Annotated in this window: 17 protein-coding genes and 1 pseudogene; 17 read left to right on the top strand and 1 reads right to left on the bottom strand. The window is 40.8% G+C overall.

Features of this window, described 5'->3' with window-relative positions; all coding sequences use genetic code 11:
- Positions 1–2: 2 nt before the first annotated feature.
- The 6 genes from murC (at position 3) to FBF73_RS08320 (ending at position 6221) form a co-directional block, all read left to right on the top strand.
- Positions 3–1337 (top strand): UDP-N-acetylmuramate--L-alanine ligase, encoded by a 1335-nt coding sequence (gene murC, locus FBF73_RS08345; protein WP_136937523.1) that lies wholly within the window; start codon positions 3–5, stop codon positions 1335–1337.
- 9 nt (positions 1338–1346) lie between these two features.
- Positions 1347–1814, top strand: a complete 468-nt coding sequence (locus FBF73_RS08340; protein ID WP_136937522.1) for a GNAT family N-acetyltransferase — start codon at positions 1347–1349, stop codon at positions 1812–1814.
- Positions 1811–2359 (top strand): GNAT family N-acetyltransferase, encoded by a 549-nt coding sequence (locus FBF73_RS08335; protein ID WP_136937521.1) that lies wholly within the window; start codon positions 1811–1813, stop codon positions 2357–2359. The genes FBF73_RS08340 and FBF73_RS08335 overlap by 4 nt, the downstream gene beginning before the upstream one ends.
- 177 nt (positions 2360–2536) lie before the next feature.
- Positions 2537–4240, top strand: coding sequence for an endolytic transglycosylase MltG (gene mltG / locus FBF73_RS08330; RefSeq protein WP_136937520.1), 1704 nt, complete (start codon positions 2537–2539; stop codon positions 4238–4240).
- Positions 4241–4298: 58 nt separating this feature from the next.
- Positions 4299–4781, top strand: a complete 483-nt coding sequence (gene greA / locus FBF73_RS08325; RefSeq protein WP_000818750.1) for a transcription elongation factor GreA — start codon at positions 4299–4301, stop codon at positions 4779–4781.
- A 75-nt stretch (positions 4782–4856) separates the two neighbouring features.
- A complete protein-coding gene (locus FBF73_RS08320; protein WP_169435203.1) occupies positions 4857–6221 on the top strand; it encodes an amino acid permease in 1365 nt (454 codons plus the stop codon).
- 124 nt (positions 6222–6345) lie between these two features.
- On the opposite strand, the gene FBF73_RS08315 is transcribed toward FBF73_RS08320, so the two are convergent.
- Positions 6346–7278: a helix-turn-helix domain-containing protein gene (locus FBF73_RS08315; protein WP_136937519.1), complete on the bottom strand. Its 933-nt coding sequence runs from the start codon at positions 7276–7278 to the stop codon at positions 6346–6348.
- 192 nt (positions 7279–7470) lie between these two features.
- On the opposite strand from FBF73_RS08315, the gene FBF73_RS08310 reads away from it, so the two are divergent.
- The 11 genes and pseudogenes from FBF73_RS08310 (at position 7471) to FBF73_RS08260 (ending at position 20254) form a co-directional block, all read left to right on the top strand.
- On the top strand, positions 7471–10155 hold the full coding sequence (locus tag FBF73_RS08310) for an SEC10/PgrA surface exclusion domain-containing protein (protein ID WP_136937518.1): 2685 nt from the start codon (positions 7471–7473) through the stop codon (positions 10153–10155).
- Between the two features lie 192 nt (positions 10156–10347).
- Positions 10348–10758, top strand: a complete 411-nt coding sequence (locus FBF73_RS08305) for a GNAT family N-acetyltransferase (RefSeq protein ID WP_125411260.1) — start codon at positions 10348–10350, stop codon at positions 10756–10758.
- Between the two features lie 481 nt (positions 10759–11239).
- Positions 11240–12700, top strand: a complete 1461-nt coding sequence (locus tag FBF73_RS08300) for a nicotinate phosphoribosyltransferase (protein ID WP_136937517.1) — start codon at positions 11240–11242, stop codon at positions 12698–12700.
- The gene (gene nadE / locus FBF73_RS08295; protein ID WP_136937516.1) at positions 12697–13521 is read left to right on the top strand and encodes an ammonia-dependent NAD(+) synthetase; all 825 of its coding nucleotides are present in this window, start codon (positions 12697–12699) and stop codon (positions 13519–13521) included. Before FBF73_RS08300 ends, nadE begins: the two co-directional genes overlap by 4 nt.
- Positions 13522–13969: 448 nt before the next feature.
- Positions 13970–14505, top strand: a pseudogene (locus FBF73_RS08290) (GNAT family N-acetyltransferase).
- A 165-nt stretch (positions 14506–14670) separates the two neighbouring features.
- A complete protein-coding gene (gene ccdA2, locus FBF73_RS08285) occupies positions 14671–15381 on the top strand; it encodes a thiol-disulfide oxidoreductase-associated membrane protein CcdA2 (RefSeq protein ID WP_136937515.1) in 711 nt (236 codons plus the stop codon).
- Between the two features lie 13 nt (positions 15382–15394).
- Positions 15395–15958, top strand: a complete 564-nt coding sequence (locus FBF73_RS08280; protein WP_136937514.1) for a redoxin family protein — start codon at positions 15395–15397, stop codon at positions 15956–15958.
- 9 nt (positions 15959–15967) lie between these two features.
- Complete coding sequence (gene msrB / locus FBF73_RS08275; RefSeq protein WP_136937513.1) at positions 15968–17080, top strand: peptide-methionine (R)-S-oxide reductase MsrB; 1113 nt, start codon at positions 15968–15970, stop codon at positions 17078–17080.
- A gap of 70 nt (positions 17081–17150) precedes the next feature.
- Complete coding sequence (locus FBF73_RS08270) at positions 17151–17888, top strand: response regulator transcription factor (protein ID WP_136937512.1); 738 nt, start codon at positions 17151–17153, stop codon at positions 17886–17888.
- Positions 17885–19576: a cache domain-containing sensor histidine kinase gene (locus tag FBF73_RS08265; RefSeq protein WP_136937511.1), complete on the top strand. Its 1692-nt coding sequence runs from the start codon at positions 17885–17887 to the stop codon at positions 19574–19576. The genes FBF73_RS08270 and FBF73_RS08265 overlap by 4 nt, the downstream gene beginning before the upstream one ends.
- 114 nt (positions 19577–19690) lie before the next feature.
- Entirely contained in the window at positions 19691–20254 is a 564-nt protein-coding gene (locus FBF73_RS08260; protein WP_169435202.1) for a TIGR01440 family protein, read from the top strand.
- The last annotated feature ends 2 nt before the right edge of the window (positions 20255–20256 follow it).

The raw sequence follows: 20256 nt of genomic DNA, 5'->3' as shown, positions 1-20256 counted from the left end.
ACATGCCAAAGACATATCATTTTATCGGAATTAAGGGATCAGGGATGAGTGCCTTGGCCTTGATGTTGCACCAAATGGGGCACAAGGTTCAGGGATCAGATGTTGAAAAGTACTACTTTACTCAACGTGGTCTTGAGCAGGCAGGGATTACCATTCTTCCTTTTGATGAAAAGAATCTAGACGGTGATATGGAAATTATCGCTGGAAATGCCTTTCGTCCAGATAACAACGTCGAAATTGCCTATGCGGACCAAAATGGCATTAGCTACAAACGTTACCATGAGTTCCTAGGTAGCTTTATGCGTGATTTTGTTAGCATGGGAGTAGCAGGAGCGCATGGAAAAACTTCAACGACAGGTATGTTATCTCATGTCTTGTCTTACATTACAGATACTAGCTTCTTGATTGGAGACGGGACTGGTCGTGGTTCAGCCAATGCTAAATATTTTGTCTTCGAATCTGACGAATATGAGCGTCACTTCATGCCTTACCACCCAGAATACTCTATTATCACCAACATTGACTTTGACCATCCAGACTATTTCACAAGTCTAGAGGATGTTTTCAATGCCTTTAACGACTATGCTAAACAAATTACCAAAGGTTTGTTTATCTACGGTGAAGATGCTGAATTGCGCAAGATTACGTCTGATGCTCCGATTTATTATTATGGTTTTGAAGCAGAAGGTAATGACTTTGTCGCTAGTGATCTTCTTCGTTCAACAACTGGTTCAACCTTCACAGTTCATTTCCGTGGTCAAGAATTAGGGCAATTCCACATTCCAACCTTTGGTCGTCACAATATCATGAATGCGACAGCCGTTATTGGTCTTCTTTACACAGTAGGATTTGATTTGAACTTGGTGCGTGAACACTTGAAAACATTTGCTGGTGTTAAGCGTCGTTTCACTGAAAAAATTGTCAATGACACGGTGATTATCGATGACTTTGCCCACCATCCAACAGAAATCATTGCGACCTTGGATGCGGCTCGTCAGAAATACCCAAGCAAGGAAATCGTGGCAGTCTTCCAACCTCATACCTTTACAAGAACCATTGCCTTGTTGGATGACTTTGCCCACGCTTTGAACCAAGCGGATGCAGTTTACCTAGCGCAAATTTATGGATCTGCTCGTGAAGTAGATCATGGTGATGTTAAAGTGGAAGACCTAGCCAATAAAATCAATAAGAAACACCAAGTGATTACTGTTGAAAATGTTTCTCCACTCCTTGATCATGACAATGCTGTCTATGTCTTTATGGGAGCAGGAGATATCCAAGCCTATGAATACTCATTTGAGCGTCTCTTGTCTAACTTGACAAGCAATGTTCAATAGGACGTTCTCATGGAAATTCCAATTAAGATCATTCAGGCAAGTAAGTCTGATTTGACTGAGATAGAGACACTTCAGGCTTCATCTTTTCCAGCTGAAAAGCAGCAACCTTCCCATATTTTAGAAGAAAGTATCCGTAAGTGTGCGGATACCTTTCTTCTAGCTAGGGATGAAAATCAGCTTCTGGGCTATGTTCTAGGTGGTCCTTACCCACACAATCCGCAATGTCTAGAAATACATTCTTTAGTCATTGATACTGACCATCAGAGACAGGGTTTGGGAACGCTTCTTCTTGCGGCTTTGAAAGATGTGGCAGTTGAACTGGATTACAAAGCTATTCGTTTGAAGAGTCCTGATGAGCTTCTTTCCTATTTTGAAATGAACGGTTTTATTGATGAAGAAGAGACAGATTCGCTTTATGCAGCTAGTCAAGGTTTTAGTATGATTTGGTTTAATCTCTTTTATCTGGAGGCGCAATGAAAATTAGGAAAGCAAGATTAGAAGATTTGGATCGTATCGTTGAGATTGAACTAGAAAATTTCTCGGTTGAAGAAGCCATTCCTCGCTCTGTTTTTGAGGCGCATTTGCGAGAAATTCAGACCTCGTTTCTGGTTGCAGAAAAAGAGGGCAGAATCATGGGGTATATAGAAGGGCCAGTTGGACCATACCGCCATCTGCAAGATCAGTCTTTTACAGAAGAGATAGAAGATTATAGTCATGAGCCTGGTGGCTATATCTCTGTAACCTGTCTTTCTATTGCCAAAGAAGCACAGGGCCTTGGACTTGGTCAAAAATTACTAACAGCCTTGAAAGAACTGGCTCTTGAACACGAAAGAGAAGGCATTAATCTAACCTGTCATGACTATCTCATCGCCTACTACGAAAAGCATGGATTTGTCAATGAAGGTCTGTCTCAGTCAACCTTTGCAGGGGAAACTTGGTATGATATGGTCTGGGAAGCTAATACTCTTCGAAAATCAAATTCAAACCATGTCAGCGTTGCCTTACCGTATATATGTGACTGACTTCGTCAGTCTTATCTACAACCTCAAAACAGTGTTTTGAGCAACCTGCGGCTAGCTTCCTAGTTTGCTCTTTGATTTTCATTGAGTATAAAAAATAAGCCAGAAAAGCATGCTAGGTTGCTTTTCTTTCGTTTTTAAGATATAATATTATGGACTGTCAACAAGGAGGTAAATCTTTTGAGTGAAAATCCAAAAGAAGAAAAATTAAGCTTTAAAGAGCAGATTTTACGTGATTTAGAGAGAGTAAAAAAACAAGATAGAAGTGAGCAAGAAAACGAGATTACAAGTTTTGAAACTCCTTCGTCTCCAGAAGATTCAGTAGTTCCGTCAACTCAGGACCACGAACCTTCAGCAGAAGAGTTGATGGCTAATTCTCTCTCTGTTGTGGATCAAATATTAAAGAACGCTCCTAGTGTTCCGTCACGTTCAAATGATATTTCGGATGAAATTGCAGCAAATGAAGAAGTTGCAGAATCTAAAATTAAAGCGGCTACTGAGCCTGTAGTTGAACCTGTAGAACCTATTTTTGAGCCAGTTCAACCGAAAGTAGAACCTGTAAAGCTTAACGAAGACAAAGAATTTAACGAGATTCCAACAAAGGTTGCGGTGTCGTATAAAATAAGTAAACAACCGGAAGAAGTTAGTACTCCTGCACAGGATAATGATCTATCTGAGTCAGCTGAATTAACAGACAGCCTAGCTAGTGCTCCGAGACGTAGTCGTCGCGAAGCTACAAAATCAACTGCTAAGAAGAAGTCAAAAGGGAAAGGATGTCTTGTTGGCTTCCTGTTATTCTTGGTAGTTGTTGCTCTTGGTGGCTATTTTGGCTATGTCTATATTCAAGATTCATTTAAACCAATTGATGCGAATTCTAAGGAGTATGTTACTGTTCAAATTCCAGAAGGTTCCAATGTCCAAGAAATTGGGAATACTTTGGAAAAATCTGGTTTGGTCAAACATGGAATTATTTTCAGCTTGTATGCTAAGTACAAAAATTACTCTGATTTCAAATCAGGATACTATAACTTGATGAAGAGTATGAGTACGGATGATTTGATTAAAGAATTGCAAAAAGGTGGTACACCTGAACCTCAGGCCCCATCTCTTGCGAGCTTGACAATTCCAGAAGGTTATACGATTGATCAAATCGCACAAGCAGTGGGACAACTTGAAGGTAATTTTAAGGAAGCTCTTACGGCAGATGCCTTCTTGACAAAAGTTCAAGATGAAACCTTTATTGCTCAAGAGGTAGCTAAGTATCCAAACTTGCTTGGAAGCTTGCCAACAAAAGAGTCGGGTGTTCGTTATCGTTTGGAGGGATATCTTTTCCCAGCAACCTACTCTATCAAGGAAAGCACAACTATTGAAAGTTTGATTGATGAGATGCTGTCTGCTATGGATAAGGCCTTATCAAACTATTATAGTTCGATTAAAGAAAAGAATTTGACGGTTAATGAACTGTTGACGATTGCATCCCTTGTAGAAAAAGAAGGTGCTCAGACAGAAGATCGCAAAAAAATTGCTGGTGTTTTCTATAACCGTTTGAACCTTGGTATGCCACTTCAAAGTAATATTGCTATTCTATATGCTCAAGGAAAACTTGGTCAGAAAATTAGTTTAGCCGATGATGCTGGAATTGATACAAATATTGATTCACCTTTTAACGTCTATACTCGTCTGGGTCTTATGCCTGGGCCAGTTGATAGCCCAAGTCTTGATGCTATTGAAGCAAGTGTTAACCAAACAAAGAGTGAATACTTGTACTTTGTGGCCAATGTTGAAGATGGAAAAGTTTACTTTGCAACAACCAAAGATGAACATGATAAAAATGTTGCACAGCATATCAACAGCAAATTATCCCAATCAAGTAGTGCAAACTAAAATTATGTGGTTCGCCACATAATTTTGCTTTAAAAGTTAAATAAGAAAGTTGAGAAAAATGGCAGAAAAAACATATCCTATGACCCTAGCGGAAAAGGAAAAACTTGAAAAAGAATTAGAAGAATTGAAATTGGTCCGCCGACCAGAAGTGGTAGAACGCATTAAGATTGCCCGTTCATACGGTGACCTTTCTGAAAACAGTGAGTACGAAGCAGCTAAGGATGAACAAGCTTTTGTTGAAGGACAAATCTCTAGCTTGGAAACAAAAATCCGTTATGCTGAAATCGTCAATAGCGACTCAGTTGCCCAAGACGAAGTAGCGATTGGTAAAACAGTCACTATCCAAGAAATTGGTGAGGACGAGGAAGAAGTATATATTATCGTAGGTTCAGCAGGTGCGGATGCCTTTGCAGGTAAAGTTTCAAATGAAAGCCCAATTGGACAAGCCTTGATTGGCAAGAAAACAGGTGATACAGCAACCATTGAAACACCTGTTGGTAGCTATGATGTAAAAATCTTAAAGGTTGAAAAAACAGCCTAAAAACAGAAAAAAGGAGTGGGGAGGCTGTGCGCTTCACTCACTCCTTTTTCCATTTTAAATTGAATTGGAGACGATATGAGTTCAAAGAAGAAAAAAAATAAGATGGAGCGTGGTCTGACTAATCGTCATGTGCAGGTTATGGCCATCGCTGGAACAATCGGAACAGGACTCTTTTTGGGAGCAGGTCGCTCTATTAGCCTAACAGGTCCTTCCATTGTACTGATTTATATGATTACAGGGGCCTTCATGTTCCTCATGATGCGTGCGGTTGGAGAAATGCTCTACCAAGACCCTGAGCAACATACCTTTATCAACTTTATCACGCGCCATTTAGGTAAGGGCTGGGGGTATTTCTCAGTTTGGTCTTACTGGTTATCCGTTGTCTTTATCGGTATGGCGGAAATCACTGCGATCTCTCACTATGTTCAGTTCTGGTTCCCTAGCTGGCCAAGTTGGATGATTGAGATTGGATTTTTAACTATTCTAGCCTTGGTCAATCTGATTGCGGTGAAGCTCTTTGGGGAAGTTGAGTTCTGGTTTGCTATGGTCAAGATTGTGGCTATTTTAGCTATGATTACCACAGGAGTCTTTATGGTCTTGACAGGCTTTAAGACACCACATGGAGTAGCAAGTTTGGCTAATATTGCTGACAATTTCTCCCTCTTCCCTAATGGTGGAGTTAACTTTGTCATGGCCTTCCAGATGGTTTTCTTTGCCTATCTCATGATTGAGTTTATCGGGGTAACAACTTCTGAAACAAAAAATCCACGCCAGGTCTTGCCAAAAGCCGTTAAGGAAATTCCTTTGCGTATCGCCTTTTTCTATGGAGGTGCCCTCTTAGCCATTATGGCTATTATACCGTGGCGTGAACTTGCTTCAGCTGATTCTCCTTTTGTAACAGTATTTGAATTGGCAGGTATCAAGTGGGCAGCGGCCTTAATTAACTTCGTCGTTTTGACGTCAGCAGCATCTGCTCTTAACTCAACTCTCTACTCAACAGGTCGTCATTTGTACCAGATTGCCCATGATTCACCAAATCCATTCTTAAAGGCTATCAAGGCAGATACTCTTTCTCGCCACAATGTGCCACAAAATGCCATCATTGCTTCAGCAATCTTGATTGCTCTAGCAGCCTTTATCAATATCTTGCCAGGTGTTTCCGATGCTTTTGCCTTGATTACGGCATCATCATCAGGTGTCTATATCGCCATTTATATCTTGATTATGGTGGCTCACCTTAAATACCGCAAATCACAGGACTTTATGGCAGATGGATATCTCATGCCTCATTATCGTTTCCTAAATCCCTTAACCATGCTCTTCTTTGCCTTTGTCTTTGTAACCCTCTTTTTACAAGAGTCTACATTTGTCGGAGCAATCGGTTCAGCTATCTGGATTATCGGTTTCGGTATTTATAGCCAGTGGAAATTTAGAAAATAGATTAAGGACTCATCAACTCAGATTGGTGGGTTTTTTCTTTAAAATCAAGTCAAAAAAGCACCAGAATCAAGTGACTTTGGTGTTTTGAAGTTATAAACATTTTGCTCCAGATTGATGTTGATAGCTACTCGCAATCATTCATAGGGAATGGAATGCCAGTTTTATTCAGTAGTTGAACGTCTTGGATGAATGTGTTCTTTATTTCAAACATCCATGCTAGTGGGAAGAGTTCGTTTTGGGCATCCATGTAATGAATGACAGTATTAGCCAATTCAATAGCCTTTGGGTTATTTTGTCGAAGTAGATTGTATACTTCATATATGTTTATAATGAATAGTGGAAGTAATGAGGTTTCGTAACTGACTTCTTGAGATAGTATTATCTTCAACCTATAGATAAGTTTTTCAGCTTTATCATAATATCCATAGCGAGAATATGCTCTAATTAAAAGCTTTCCAGTTGAAGCATATCTACGAGTAGAATTCTCAGTTTTATACTTAGCTTCTTCCAATCCCTTAATAATTAGTTTTTCGAGGTATTCAAGGAATTTTAACTCAAACAATTGCTCATTAAATCCAAAAAGAGCTTCAATAATAATAAAATCACGAATATAAATAGTATCAATACTAAAGATATAGTTGATCAAGTAATTAATAGCTTCTAGTTCATCAGGAGTCAATTCATCCATTTTATTTTTATGTACGTGATTTGCAAGAAATAATTTTAGTGTGTAATACTCTAAGATATTTCCCCAGTCACTTTTCTTTCCTAGTATTTGTTTAGCTTTCGTTTGATCTAATTTAAATATTGCATTTAAAAATTGTTTGGCTCTTTGGCCATCCTCATCATGAATGTGTAATACTTCTATATAGTCTTCTACATCTAAATTAAACTTGCTTAAAATTTCAAAAAAAGTATCGACTTTAACAGTAGCGAGTCCTTTTTCAAAACGACTGAGGTTGTTGGGAGTAATGGAGTTACCAGCAGCTTCTTTGAGACTCATATTGCGATCTTGACGTATTTTTTGAATGATTTCTCCATAGTGTTTGAATTCCATGATAGTCTCCTTAATTTTTATTGGTTTTATTATAACTTAAATTTCTCCATTTTTGAAAAAACTACTGTTTTTAGTAGATTTTTTTGGAAAATCCGGGAGGAGGGGATAAAATTCTACTATTTTTGGTAGAAATCTCCAAAAAGGGGATTATTTACTGTATAATCAAGTCAATCAAAAGTAAAGGAGATAAGGATGAAAAAGTCCCTAATTATGACAACTGCTGCTCTTGCAACATCACTTGGAGCTGCCGCAACTGCCCCAACAGTCTTTGCAACTGAAGCGCCAACTGAAAACACAGTAACTGCTGCGGTCAACGATAAGGTCACAAACAAAGACCTATTTGACGCTGAAAAACGCGCGGTGGATAGAGCTAAAGATGCTGACCAAAAAGTAAAAGATGCTGGCAAAGCCAAAGATGAGCTTGATAAAGCCCAAAAAGACAAAGAAGCTAAAAAGGTTGAAAAAGAAGCTCTTGAAAAAGAATATGAGGAGGCAAAAGAAGCTACACCTGAGAAAATCAAATATGAAACAGATGATATAGACGCGAAAGAAAAGGCTAAAGCGGACAAAGACGTGAACGCAAAGAATAAGGCTGACCAAGTTGGCAAAAAGTCTGACGAAGCAAAACGTGCGAAAGGTGAACTTGAGAAGGTCCGCACAGGTGCCGACGAAGCTGACAAAGAGCTGAAAGATGCAGAAGACAACTATGACCCAACCGCGAAAGGCAAAGCTCAAAAAGAAAAAGAGGATGCCGATAAAAATGTCCTTGTGAAATACCAAGCCAAACGCGATGCGGAAACAGAGCTTGAAAAAGCAAAAGAAGATGACAAACAGCGTGAATCTAAGAAAGTCCAAGAGCGTCAAAATAAAGCTGATAAAGATACAGATAAAACCGTAAAAGAAGGTCTTGTAAAAGACGTGGAAAAAACTGTCAAAGATGCGGAAGAAAAGCTGAAAATTGCTCAATACCCAACAGATGTCACTGCAAGACCAGAATGGATCGCAAAAGCTAAAGAGCTTATCAAACGTTATATGGAAAAATATCCAGAATCATATCCAGATACGACAGGTATGGATGTGGAACAAATTAACAAAGCGTATGACGAATGGGGCGCTCGTCATGAAGAGTGGATGAAAGACTATCGTAAAGATATTCGACGACTAGAAAATGAGTTAACGGAACTCGACCGTGATACAAATGAGTCTTGGATGGAACGTATTCGTAACATTAACGAGAATGGAAGCAAAGATGGGGGAAATGATGTTAAATATGACCCAAACAACCTACCTCAAGATATTGTAGATGAATTGAATGATCGATTCATTACTCTTTTGAACAGTCTTCGTAAACAATTAGGATTACCTGAAGCTAAACTCAACACAAACGACAAAGATTTCGCAAAAGAAGTCGCAAAAATCTATAAAGATAATGACTACCAAGGTGATGGGCATTTTGGGCGAGGGATTAATGAAGTTGCTCGAAAACGAGGATTAAAAGTCTCAGCAGACCCAGGTGTTGAGACGAATGGGCAATATTATGAGAATCTCATGAATATTCCAATGAGGTCAGATAAAATGACCAGCCGAGAACTAATCGCACACATGACGAAGACCTTTATGAGCTTCTTTGCTGAAGGTTACTTGACCGGTGGATATGGTCACTTTTATAGCCTGCTACAAGACGATACTTTAGGGGTGAACACATCAATCATCAAAGGTGGACAATTTTTAACAGACCTGAATTTACCTGATTTCACACACCTGTTCCGAATTCACGTTTTGAACGTCTCTGAAGAAAGTCTTATCGATAACGGTGATGCAGAACTCCGCAAAGCTAAATTCGAGGAACTCTATGGACCAAACTCTAAAGCAAACCTTCTAACACCAACAGTAGAAGACAAGGGGCAAGTCGAAGCAGAATTGGAAAAAGCCAAAGCTGATAAGAAGACTGCTGACGCCAACTTAGAGAAAGTGAAAATAGAACTTCAAGAAATTGAGAAACGCATTGCCGACCTCGAAAAAGAAGTATCAGAAACACCAGCTAAAGAAGCAAAACGTGCCGAAGCTGTTAAAGAGCTAGAAAAAGCGAAAGAAAAGGCAGAAGATGCTAAACGTAAGCTAGAACGAGCAACACTTAACGACAACGCCAAAACTCTTCGTTTAGAAAAAGCTCGCAAGGCAAAAGAAGAAGCAGACAAAGAATTGGCTAAGAAATTAGCCGAAAGTCAGCAAAAAGACAAAGACTTGGAAAATACGAAGATAGAGAGTTTGAAAGCTGACAAAGAATTGAAAGACGCAGAAGACAACCTTCAAAAAGCAAAAGACAAATTGGCAGAAACCCTTCGTTTGAGTAAAGACAAAGTCAGCTTGGAATCTAAATTGAAAGTGAAGTCAAACGAGTTCGATGAATTTTGCAAACACGTAGATGACTTGAAACGTGATGTGAGACAAAAAGAAGACGAAGCAGAGAAGGCTCGTAAAGCAAAAGACGAATCCGAACGAGAGTATCAAAAACTTCTCCTTCGTAAAACAATCGACGACGCACTCATTCCAGAACAACCAGAATTCAAAGGCGGTGTGAATGGTGAAGGTCTAATCCAACCAGAACTACCAGAATTCCCACTTGATAAATTGCCTAAGGTAGATGAAACAAAGAATGAGCAATCAGGCAAAGAGCCAGGTCAGGCTGGTAACCAAGATGTGAAACCTGTGGGACCAGCACCAAGCTACCAAGCGCCTGCAGTTCCATCTCCAGCCCAAGAAGAAGCTGGACAAAAAGCATTGCCAAATACTGGAAGTCAAGTGAGCCTACTAGCTTTATTAGGATATGCCTTCTTAGCAGGATTAGGAATTGCTTTAAAGAAAAAAGAGGGATAAAAATTGAAAAAGAAAGTTGCATTTGTATTATCGTAAATAGCTTTCATAAGTAAGCAACAAACATCTCCATATCGGGTGTGCTTGTTACTCTTTTTTGAAACTCATCAACTCAGGTTGGTGGGTTTTTGATAGTTTGACAGTCTATTGAAATAAGACTATAATCAAGCTGTAACAGTGTTTAAGGAGGTTTAGATGTACTTTAGATTGGAAAATAAGGAATCCCATAAATCACAAGAAATAGGGAATCTGATTCGTGTTTATAACCGTTCAAAAAGAGAAGAAGCTGAAAGTGAGCCACTTAATCTTTATGTCGAAGATGAAACGGGCAATCTCCTGGCAGGTTTGATAGCAGAGACTTTTGGAAATTGGCTAGAAATCGAGTATTTATTTGTAAAAGAGGAACTGAGAGGGAAAGGAATCGGTTCAAAACTGTTGCAGCAAGCAGAAACTGAAGCCAAGAATCGAAACTGTCGTTTTGCTTTTGTCAATACTTATCAGTTTCAAGCTCCAGATTTTTATAAAAGGCATGGCTACAAGGAAGTCTTTGCTTTGCAAGACTATCCCTACATTGGGCAAAGATATTATTACCAAAAGAATCTGTAAGGTGAATATGAAGGTATAATACAAATAGAAACTCACACATAAGTATGGAGTTGGACTGATGGATATGAGTAGTTATCAATAAATATCAGTTATAACCTAGAAATTGAGTCTTTCTAGACGATATGAAGGACAATACAATTGTAGCTGAGAAATTGGGAATCAAGGTCTATAAGGTTAAGAAAAGAAGTGATGTCGTCGATATTTTGAAATCCTATATTTAAACTTAACACTCTCTATTTTTTATGGTAGAGAGTTTTTTGTTAATAAAATTTTACAAAATGACATTTATATATTGCATTGAGCTATGGCGAATGGGCTCAGAAAAAGTTTGAACAAGATATGGATGAACTGGAGAGTGGTGAATAGCTTGTTACTCTTTTCTCAATCCAGATAAAATGTGATATAATAGTACTAATTTATTGGAATACATGAAAGTTTTTGAAAATTTTTATGGGTTTCTAGCTAAGGAAGTAGGAAAAGTATGTATCCAGATGATAGTTTGACATTGCACACGGACTTGTACCAGATTAACATGATGCAGGTTTACTTTGACCAGGGGATTCACAATAAAAAGGCGGTCTTTGAGGTGTATTTCCGACAACAGCCTTTTAAGAACGGCTATGCGGTTTTTGCAGGTTTGGAAAGAATTGTGAGTTATCTTGAAGACCTGCGTTTTTCAGATAGTGATATTGCCTATTTGGAATCGCTAGGCTATCATGGGGCATTCTTGGACTACCTCCGCAATTTCAAGTTGGAGCTGACCGTTCGTTCTGCCCAAGAAGGGGACTTGGTCTTTGCCAATGAGCCTATTGTGCAGGTGGAAGGCCCTCTAGCCCAATGTCAGTTGGTCGAAACGGCTCTTTTGAACATCGTCAACTACCAGACCTTGGTGGCGACTAAGGCAGCTCGTATTCGTTCGGTTATAGAAGATGAACCCTTGATGGAGTTTGGGACACGTCGGGCTCAAGAGATGGATGCGGCCATCTGGGGAACACGCGCAGCGGTGATTGGTGGTGCCAATGGAACCAGCAACGTGCGCGCTGGTAAACTCTTTGACATTCCTGTTTTGGGGACCCATGCCCATGCCTTGGTACAGGTTTATGGTAACGATTATGAAGCTTTCAAGGCTTATGCTGCGACCCACAAAAATTGTGTCTTTCTTGTGGATACATATGACACCCTTCGTATTGGTGTGCCAGCTGCCATTCAGGTGGCGCGTGAGCTGGGTAATCAGATTAACTTTATGGGTGTGCGGATTGACTCAGGGGATATTGCCTACATTTCTAAGAAAGTCCGTCAGCAATTGGACGAGGCTGGATTTACAGAGGCTAAGATTTATGCTTCTAATGATTTAGATGAAAATACCATCCTAAACCTCAAGATGCAAAAGGCCAAGATTGATGTCTGGGGCGTGGGTACCAAGCTGATTACAGCTTATGACCAGCCAGCTCTTGGTGCAGTTTATAAAATTGTGGCCATTGAAGATGAAAATGGTAATATGCGCAATACCATTAAGCTGTCTAATAATGCGGAAAAAGTATCAACGCCAGGTAAGAAGCAGGTGTGGCGTATAACCAGTCGTGAAAAAGGCAAGTCAGAAGGCGATTACATTACCTATGATGGTGTGGATGTGAGCGACATGACAGAAATTAAGATGTTCCATCCGACTTATACTTACATCAAGAAGACCGTTCGTAATTTTGACGCTGTTCCTCTCTTGGTGGATATCTTCAAAGACGGAAAATTGATTTACAACCTGCCTAGCTTGACTGAGATTCAGGATTATGCTCGTAAGGAATTTGACAAGCTTTGGGATGAGTACAAGCGTGTGCTCAATCCGCAGCATTATCCAGTGGATTTGGCGCGTGATGTATGGCAAGACAAGATGGACTTGATAGACAAAATGCGCAGGGAAGCCCTCGGTGAAGGAGAAGAAGAATGAGTTTGCAAGAAACGATTATCCAAGAATTGGGCGTGAAACCGGTGATTGATGCCCAGGAAGAAATCCGTCGTTCTATTGATTTCTTAAAAAGATACCTGAAAAAACATCCCTTCCTAAAAACCTTTGTACTAGGGATTTCTGGGGGACAAGACTCAACCTTGGCAGGTCGTTTGGCCCAATTAGCTATGGAAGAACTGCGAGCAGAAACGGGAGATAACAGCTACAAATTTATCGCTGTCCGCCTGCCATACGGAGTGCAAGCTGATGAAGCAGATGCTCAAAAAGCCCTAGCCTTTATCCAGCCTGATGTCAGTTTGGTAGTTAATATCAAGGAATCGGCCGATGCCATGACAGCTGCAGTTGAAGCTACAGGAAGCCCTGTTTCAGACTTCAACAAGGGCAATATCAAGGCTCGTTGCCGTATGATTGCTCAGTATGCCCTTGCTGGTTCCCATAGCGGAGCGGTCATTGGAACAGACCATGCTGCGGAAAATATCACAGGCTTTTTTACCAAGTTTGGTGACGGTGGTGCAGATATTCTCCCTCTTTACCGCCTCAATAAACGCCAAGGAAAACAACTCTTGCAGGAACTTGGTGCAGACCCAGCCCTTTATGAAAAAATCCCAACAGCAGACCTAGAAGAAGATAAACCAGGTCTAGCTGACGAAGTGGCTCTCGGAGTCACTTATGAAGAGATTGACGACTACCTAGAAGGCAAAACAATCAGCCCAGAAGCCCAAGCAAGAATCGAAAACTGGTGGCACAAAGGCCAACATAAACGCCACCTACCCATCACCGTATTCGATGACTTTTGGGAGTGAAAAGGTCCAGTGGACCTTTTTACCCTGAGCCTAGAAATGAGAAAGCGAAGAAGGTCCGGGGGACCTTTTTAGCTTCTTGCCCTGAAATTAAAAAGCAAGAAGAACCTCCAGTGGAGGTTTTCAGCTTCTCACCTTGAAATAAGAAAGTGAGAGAAGGTCCGTTAACTCACAGAGTTCGATTTCGTCGTCTCACCCCCGCAACGATGACTAGGTTTGAAAAAGCTTGCTAGAGCGCATTTTAAACCAGACAGCGACTACGTCAAGTAACTAGATGAAAAACTTGTTTTTTAGTTGTTACTGAGTTTAGTCTTTTTACCCCGAGCATGGAAACAGGTAAGCGAAGAAGATCCAGTGGACCTTTTTAGCTTATTATCTTGAAATTCAAAAGCAAAGTAAATTTAAATTGAGGTTGGGCAGAGAATCATCTATCAGAAAGTGGGGTAGCGTAATGAAATCTATCGGTACGCAGATATTACAGACAGAGCGTTTAACTTTGCGAAGATTTGTGGAAAGTGATGCAGAAGCCATGTTTCAGAATTGGGCTTCATCCGCTGAGAATCTGGTCTATGTCACTTGGGATCCTCATTCTGATGTCGAGGTGACTCGAAACTCGATTCGTAATTGGGTTGCCTCCTATGCTAATCCCAATTATTACAAATGGGCCATTTGTCTCAAAGAAAACCCAGAGCAAGTGGTAGGAGATATCAGTATCGTGAAGATAGATGAGGATGATTCAAGTTGTGAAATTGGCTATGTCTTAGGAAAAAACTATTGGGGTCGTGGTCTTATGACAGAGGCATTAAAAGCTATCTTAGTCAAGCAGGTTTTCAAAAAGTCATAGCACGATATGCCAGTCTCAACCCAGCTTCAGGTCGTGTCATGGAGAAGGCTGGAATGTCCTATCTAAAAACTATTACCAATGGTGTAGAGAGAAAAGACTATCTTGCGGATCTGATTTATTATCAGATAAGTAGGGAAGACTAGTGAATTTTCTTTTCAGTTTCCATCAAAGTCAGACTGTGTCTGGCTTTTTTACAACATTTTTTACATAACCTGATTAAATTCCTATTTTTCCCTATCATTGTCCCTGTTTTTTCTGGAATTTTGGGGCTATAATAGTCCTATCAAATCAAAGAATGGAGGAAGGCGATGGATAATATAATCTTTTTTATCAGTGTTTTTCTTGCTGGAATTCTTTCCTTCTTTTCTCCTTGTATTTTACCCTTGTTACCGGTTTATGCAGGGGTCTTACTGGATGACAAAGATGGTGCTCAGGCTTCTAGTGGAAAATATTCTATCTCACTTGTTAGTCTATTGCGAACTTTGGCCTTTATAGCGGGGATTTCCTTTGTTTTTATCTTACTAGGCTATGGAGCTGGTTTTTTAGGCAATTTGCTATATGCTTCTTGGTTTCAGTATGTGACGGGTGCGGTTATCATTCTCTTGGGCTTGCACCAGATGGAAGTCTTACATTTGAAGGGACTCTACAAGGAAAAAAGGCTACAACTACAGAGACAGGGGCAAAAGGGTAAGGGCTATAGTCAGGCATTTTTACTGGGCTTGACCTTTAGTTTTGCTTGGACGCCATGTGTGGGGCCGGTTCTGGGCTCTGTTTTGGCCTTGGCGGCTTCAGGTGGTTCAGGTGCTTGGCAGGGAGCTGGTCTCATGTTGGTTTACACGCTGGGCTTGGCACTACTATTTTTGGCTCTAGCTCTTGCCTCCAGCTATGTTTTGAAACATTTTCGAAAACTCCATCCTTATCTCGGAACCCTCAAAAAGGTGGGTGGTTTCCTCATTATCGTGATGGGAATCTTGGTGCTTTTGGGAAATGCTTCCATTTTGACTACATTATTTGAATAGAAAGGAAAAAGAAATGAAAAAATGGCAAACATGTCTCCTTGGAGTAGGCTCAATCTGTTGTTTGGCAGCCTGTTCGGCTAAAAATATGTCAGACGAAGCTACTATGAAGGAGCAAACCAAAACAGAACAAGTCAGTGCGCAAACTGCAACTAAAGGTCAGGCAGTCGCTGATTTTGAATTGATGGGTGTAGATGGCAAGACCTACCGCTTGTCTGATTACAAGGGCAAGAAAGTCTATCTCAAATTCTGGGCTTCTTGGTGTTCTATCTGTCTAGCCAGCCTTCCAGATACGGACGAAATCGCTAAGGATGCTGGAGACGACTATGTGGTCTTGACAGTGGTGTCTCCTGGACACAAGGGGGAGCAAGCTGAAGCGGACTTTAAAAACTGGTACAAGGGCTTGAATTATAAAAATTTCCCAGTTTTAATTGATCCATCAGGCAAACTTTTGGAAAGTTATGGTGTCCGTTCTTATCCAACTCAAGCCTTTATAGACAAGGAAGGCAAGCTGGTCAAAACGCAACCAGGTTTTATGGATAAGGATATGATTTTAAAAGAATTGAAAGAAATGGGGTAGAGAAAAGTCATGAACGATAAAGTAAAACTTTTTGTCTTGGCAGGGATTTTTTTCCTAGCCATAACCGGTTTCTATTTTCTATTGATGCGAAATGCAGGGCAGACAGATAGCTCGCAAATTGAGAAAGCATCAGTCAGCCAAGGAGGAAAAACAGTGAAAAAAACAGAAATTAGTAAAGACGCAGATTTGCACGAAATTTATCTAGCTGGAGGATGTTTCTGGGGAGTGGAGGAATACTTCTCGCGCGTTCCTGGAGTGATAGATGCCGTTTCAGGCTATGCGAACGGTAGAGGGGAAACAACCAAGTACGAATTGATTAACCAAACTGGACATGCGGAAACCGTCCATGTCATCTATGATGCCAAGCAAATTTCCCTCAAGGAAATCTTACTTCATTACTTCCGCATCATTAATCCAACCAGCAAAAATAAACAAGGAAATGATGTGGGAACCCAGTACCGTACTGGTGTTTATTACACAGATGACAAGGATTTGGAAGTGATCAACCAAGTCTTTGATGAGGTGGCTAAGAAATACGATCAACCTCTAGCAGTTGAAAAGGAAGCCTTGAAGAATTTTGTAGTGGCAGAGGATTACCACCAAGACTATCTAAAGAAAAATCCAAATGGCTACTGCCATATCAATGTTAATCAGGCGGCCTACCCCGTCATTGATGCCAGCAAATATCCTAAGCCAAGTGATGAAGAATTGAAAAAGACCTTGTCACCTGAGGAGTATGCAGTCACCCAGAAAAATCAAACAGAACGAGCTTTTTCAAACCGTTACTGGGATAAATTTGAATCTGGTATCTATGTGGATGTAGCAACTGGTGAACCTCTCTTTTCATCAAAGGATAAGTTTGAGTCTGGTTGTGGCTGGCCTAGTTTTACCCAACCCATCAGTCCAGATGTTGCCACCTACAAGGAAGATAAGTCTTACAATATGACACGCATGGAAGTGCGAAGTCGAGTTGGAGATTCTCATCTGGGCCATGTCTTTACGGACGGTCCTCAGGACAAGGGTGGCTTGCGCTACTGTATCAATAGTCTCTCTATTCGATTTATTCCCAAAGACCAAATGGAAGAAAAAGGCTACGCTTATTTACTAGATTATGTCGATTAAGAGGGCTTTCCTAAGCAGTTAGAGGAGAATTTTGCTATACTGATACTAGTAAGTGACAAAGGAGCCGAGCATGACCTATACAATCTTAATCGTAGAAGATGAATATCTGGTAAGACAAGGCTTGACTAAGCTGGTCAATGTAGCCGCCTACGATATGGAAATCATCGGTCAGGCTGAAAATGGAAGGCAGTCTTGGGACTTGATTCAAAAGCATGTGCCAGATATCATTCTAACCGATATCAACATGCCCCAGCTAAATGGCATCCAGTTGGCCAGTCTGGTCCGAGAAACCTATCCTCAGGTGCATCTAGTTTTTTTAACAGGCTACGATGATTTTGATTATGCTTTGTCTGCTGTCAAACTAGGTGTGGACGATTACCTGCTTAAGCCCTTTTCTCGTCAGGATATTGAGGAAATGTTGGGGAAAATTAAGCAAAAGTTGGATAAGGAAGAGAAAGAGGAGCAGTTACAAGATCTATTGACTGATAAGTTTGAGGGAAATATGGCTCAGAAAATCCAGTCTCATCTAGCTGATAGTCAATTCAGTTTAAAGTCTTTAGCAAGTGACTTGGGCTTTAGCCCGACTTATCTGAGTTCTTTGATTAAGAAAGAGTTGGGTCTACCTTTTCAGGATTATCTGGTGAGAGAACGTGTCAAACAAGCCAAGCTCTTGCTTTTAACTACGGATCTGAAGATTTACGAGATAGCAGAAAAGGTTGGCTTTGAAGATATGAATTACTTTACCCAACGTTTTAAACAGATTGCGGGTGTGACACCTCGTCAGTTTAAGAAGGGAGAAGGTCGATGAAGCGTTCTTCTCTCCTAGTCAGAATGGTTATTTCCATCTTTCTGGTCTTTCTCATTCTCCTAGCTTTGATTGGGACTTTCTACTATCAATCTAGTTCATCAGCCATTGAGGCTAGCATTGAGGGCAATAGTCAAACGACTATCAGTCAGACTAGCCACTTTATCCAGTCTTATATCAAAAAATTAGAAACCACCTCTACCAGTTTGACCCAGCAGACGGATGTCCTAGCCTATGCTGAGAATCCCAGTCAAGACAAGGTAAAGGGAATTCGAGATCTATTTTTGACTATCTTGAAGGCAGACAAGGACTTGAAAACTGTTGTGCTGGTGACTAAATCCGGTCAGGTCATTTCTACGGATGATAGTGTGCAGATGAAAACCTCCTCTGATATGATGGCTGAGGATTGGTACCAAAAGGCTATTCATCAGGGAGCCATGCCAGTTTTGACCCCAGCTCGTAAATCAGATAGTCAGTGGGTTATTTCTATCACTCAAGAACTTGTTGATGCAAAGGGAGCTAATCTGGGTGTACTTCGTTTGGATATTTCTTATGAAACTCTGGAAGCCTATCTAAATCAACTCCAGTTGGGGCAGCAGGGCTTTGCCTTTATCATCAATGAAAACCATGAATTTGTTTATCATCTTCAACACACAGTTTATAGTTCGTCTAGCGAAATGGAGGCTATGAAACCCTACATTGAGACAGGGCAGGGCTATACTCCAGATCACAAATCCTACGTCAGTCAGGAAAGGATTGCTGGAACTGATTGGACGGTGCTTGGCGTGTCTTCGTTGGAGAAGTTAGACCAGGTTCGGAGTCAACTCATGTGGACCTTGCTTGGAGCCAGTGTCACATCTCTTCTTGCCTGTCTCTGCTTGGTGTGGCTTAGTCTTAAACGCTGGATTGCTCCTCTGAATGACTTGAGAGAAACCATGCTGGAGATTGCTTCTGGTAATCAGAATCTTCGTGCCAAGGAAGCTGGTGCCCATGAACTGAGAGAAGTGACTCGCCAGTTCAATGCCATGTTGGATCAGATTGATCAGCTGATGGCAGCTATTCGCAGGCAGGAAGAAACGACTCGTCAGTATGAACTTCAAGCTTTATCAAGCCAGATTAATCCCCATTTCCTCTATAACACCTTGGATACCATCATCTGGATGGCTGAATTTCAGGATAGTCAGAGAGTGGTGCAAGTGACCAAGTCCTTGGCGACCTATTTCCGCCTAGCACTCAATCAAGGCAATGATTTGATTCGCCTCTCTGACGAAATCAACCATGTCCGCCAGTACCTCTTTATCCAGAAACAACGCTATGGAGATAAGCTGGAATATGAGATTGATGAAAATCCTGCCTTTGATAATCTAGTCTTGCCTAAGCTAGTCCTACAACCTCTTGTAGAGAATGCTCTTTACCATGGCATTAAAGAAAAAGAAGGTCAGGGACATATTCGAGTTTCTGTTCAGAAACAGGATAGAGGACTAGTCATCCGTATTGAGGATGATGGGGTTGGTTTCCAAGATGCTAGCGATAGTAGTCAAAGTCAACTCAAACGTGGGGGAGTTGGTCTTCAAAACGTTGAACAGCGGCTCAAACTTCATTTTGAAGAAGATTATCAGATGAAAATCGATTCTGCCCCCTCAAAAGGTACGACAGTTGAAATATACATAAATAGAATAGAAACTAGTTAACTCCCAGTCAATTCTGGGAGTTTTATGCGTAATTGGGCAAGCTTTCTAGGTTGTCTATCTTGCTAAAACGTAGAAAAAACGATATGATAGATAATGACAAAAGAGGTATCAAGTATGAAGGAAAAAGACATTCAAAGAGAAACAAGCCAGATTGTAAAAGATGTATTAGAAAAGGCCAATTTGAAGCAAGGATCTATCTTTGTTTTGGGCCTTTCTTCTAGTGAGGTGATAGGTGGTCAGATTGGCAAGGAATCTAGCCAAGAAATTGGGGAAATCATTGTGAAGACCATCCTAGATATCTTAGAGGAAAAAGGAATTCATCTAGCTGTTCAAGGTTGTGAACATGTCAATCGGGCCCTCGTCGTTGAACGTCAGGTGGCAGAGCAGTTTGGTCTGGAAATCGTCAGTGTCCTTCCTACCCTTCATGCAGGAGGTTCAGGTCAGTTGGCAGCCTTCAAGTTTATGCAGGATCCAGTTGAGGTTGAATTTATCAAGGCTCATGCTGGATTGGATATCGGAGACACTGCAATTGGTATGCATATTAAGCATGTTCAGGTTCCGATTCGCCCTCTTTTGAGAGAAATTGGGCATGCCCATGTAACGGCTCTTGCTAGCCGTCCAAAATTAATTGGAGGTGCGCGTGCGCACTATCCGCAAGATTCTATCAGAAAGTCGTGAGA

Origin of the sequence: Streptococcus mitis, from assembly GCF_005144795.1 — a bacterium.
GTDB classification, from domain to species: domain Bacteria; phylum Bacillota; class Bacilli; order Lactobacillales; family Streptococcaceae; genus Streptococcus; species Streptococcus mitis_BB.
The sequence above is the reverse complement of the archived record's forward strand: the minus strand, read 5'-3'. Positions and strand labels throughout refer to the sequence as shown.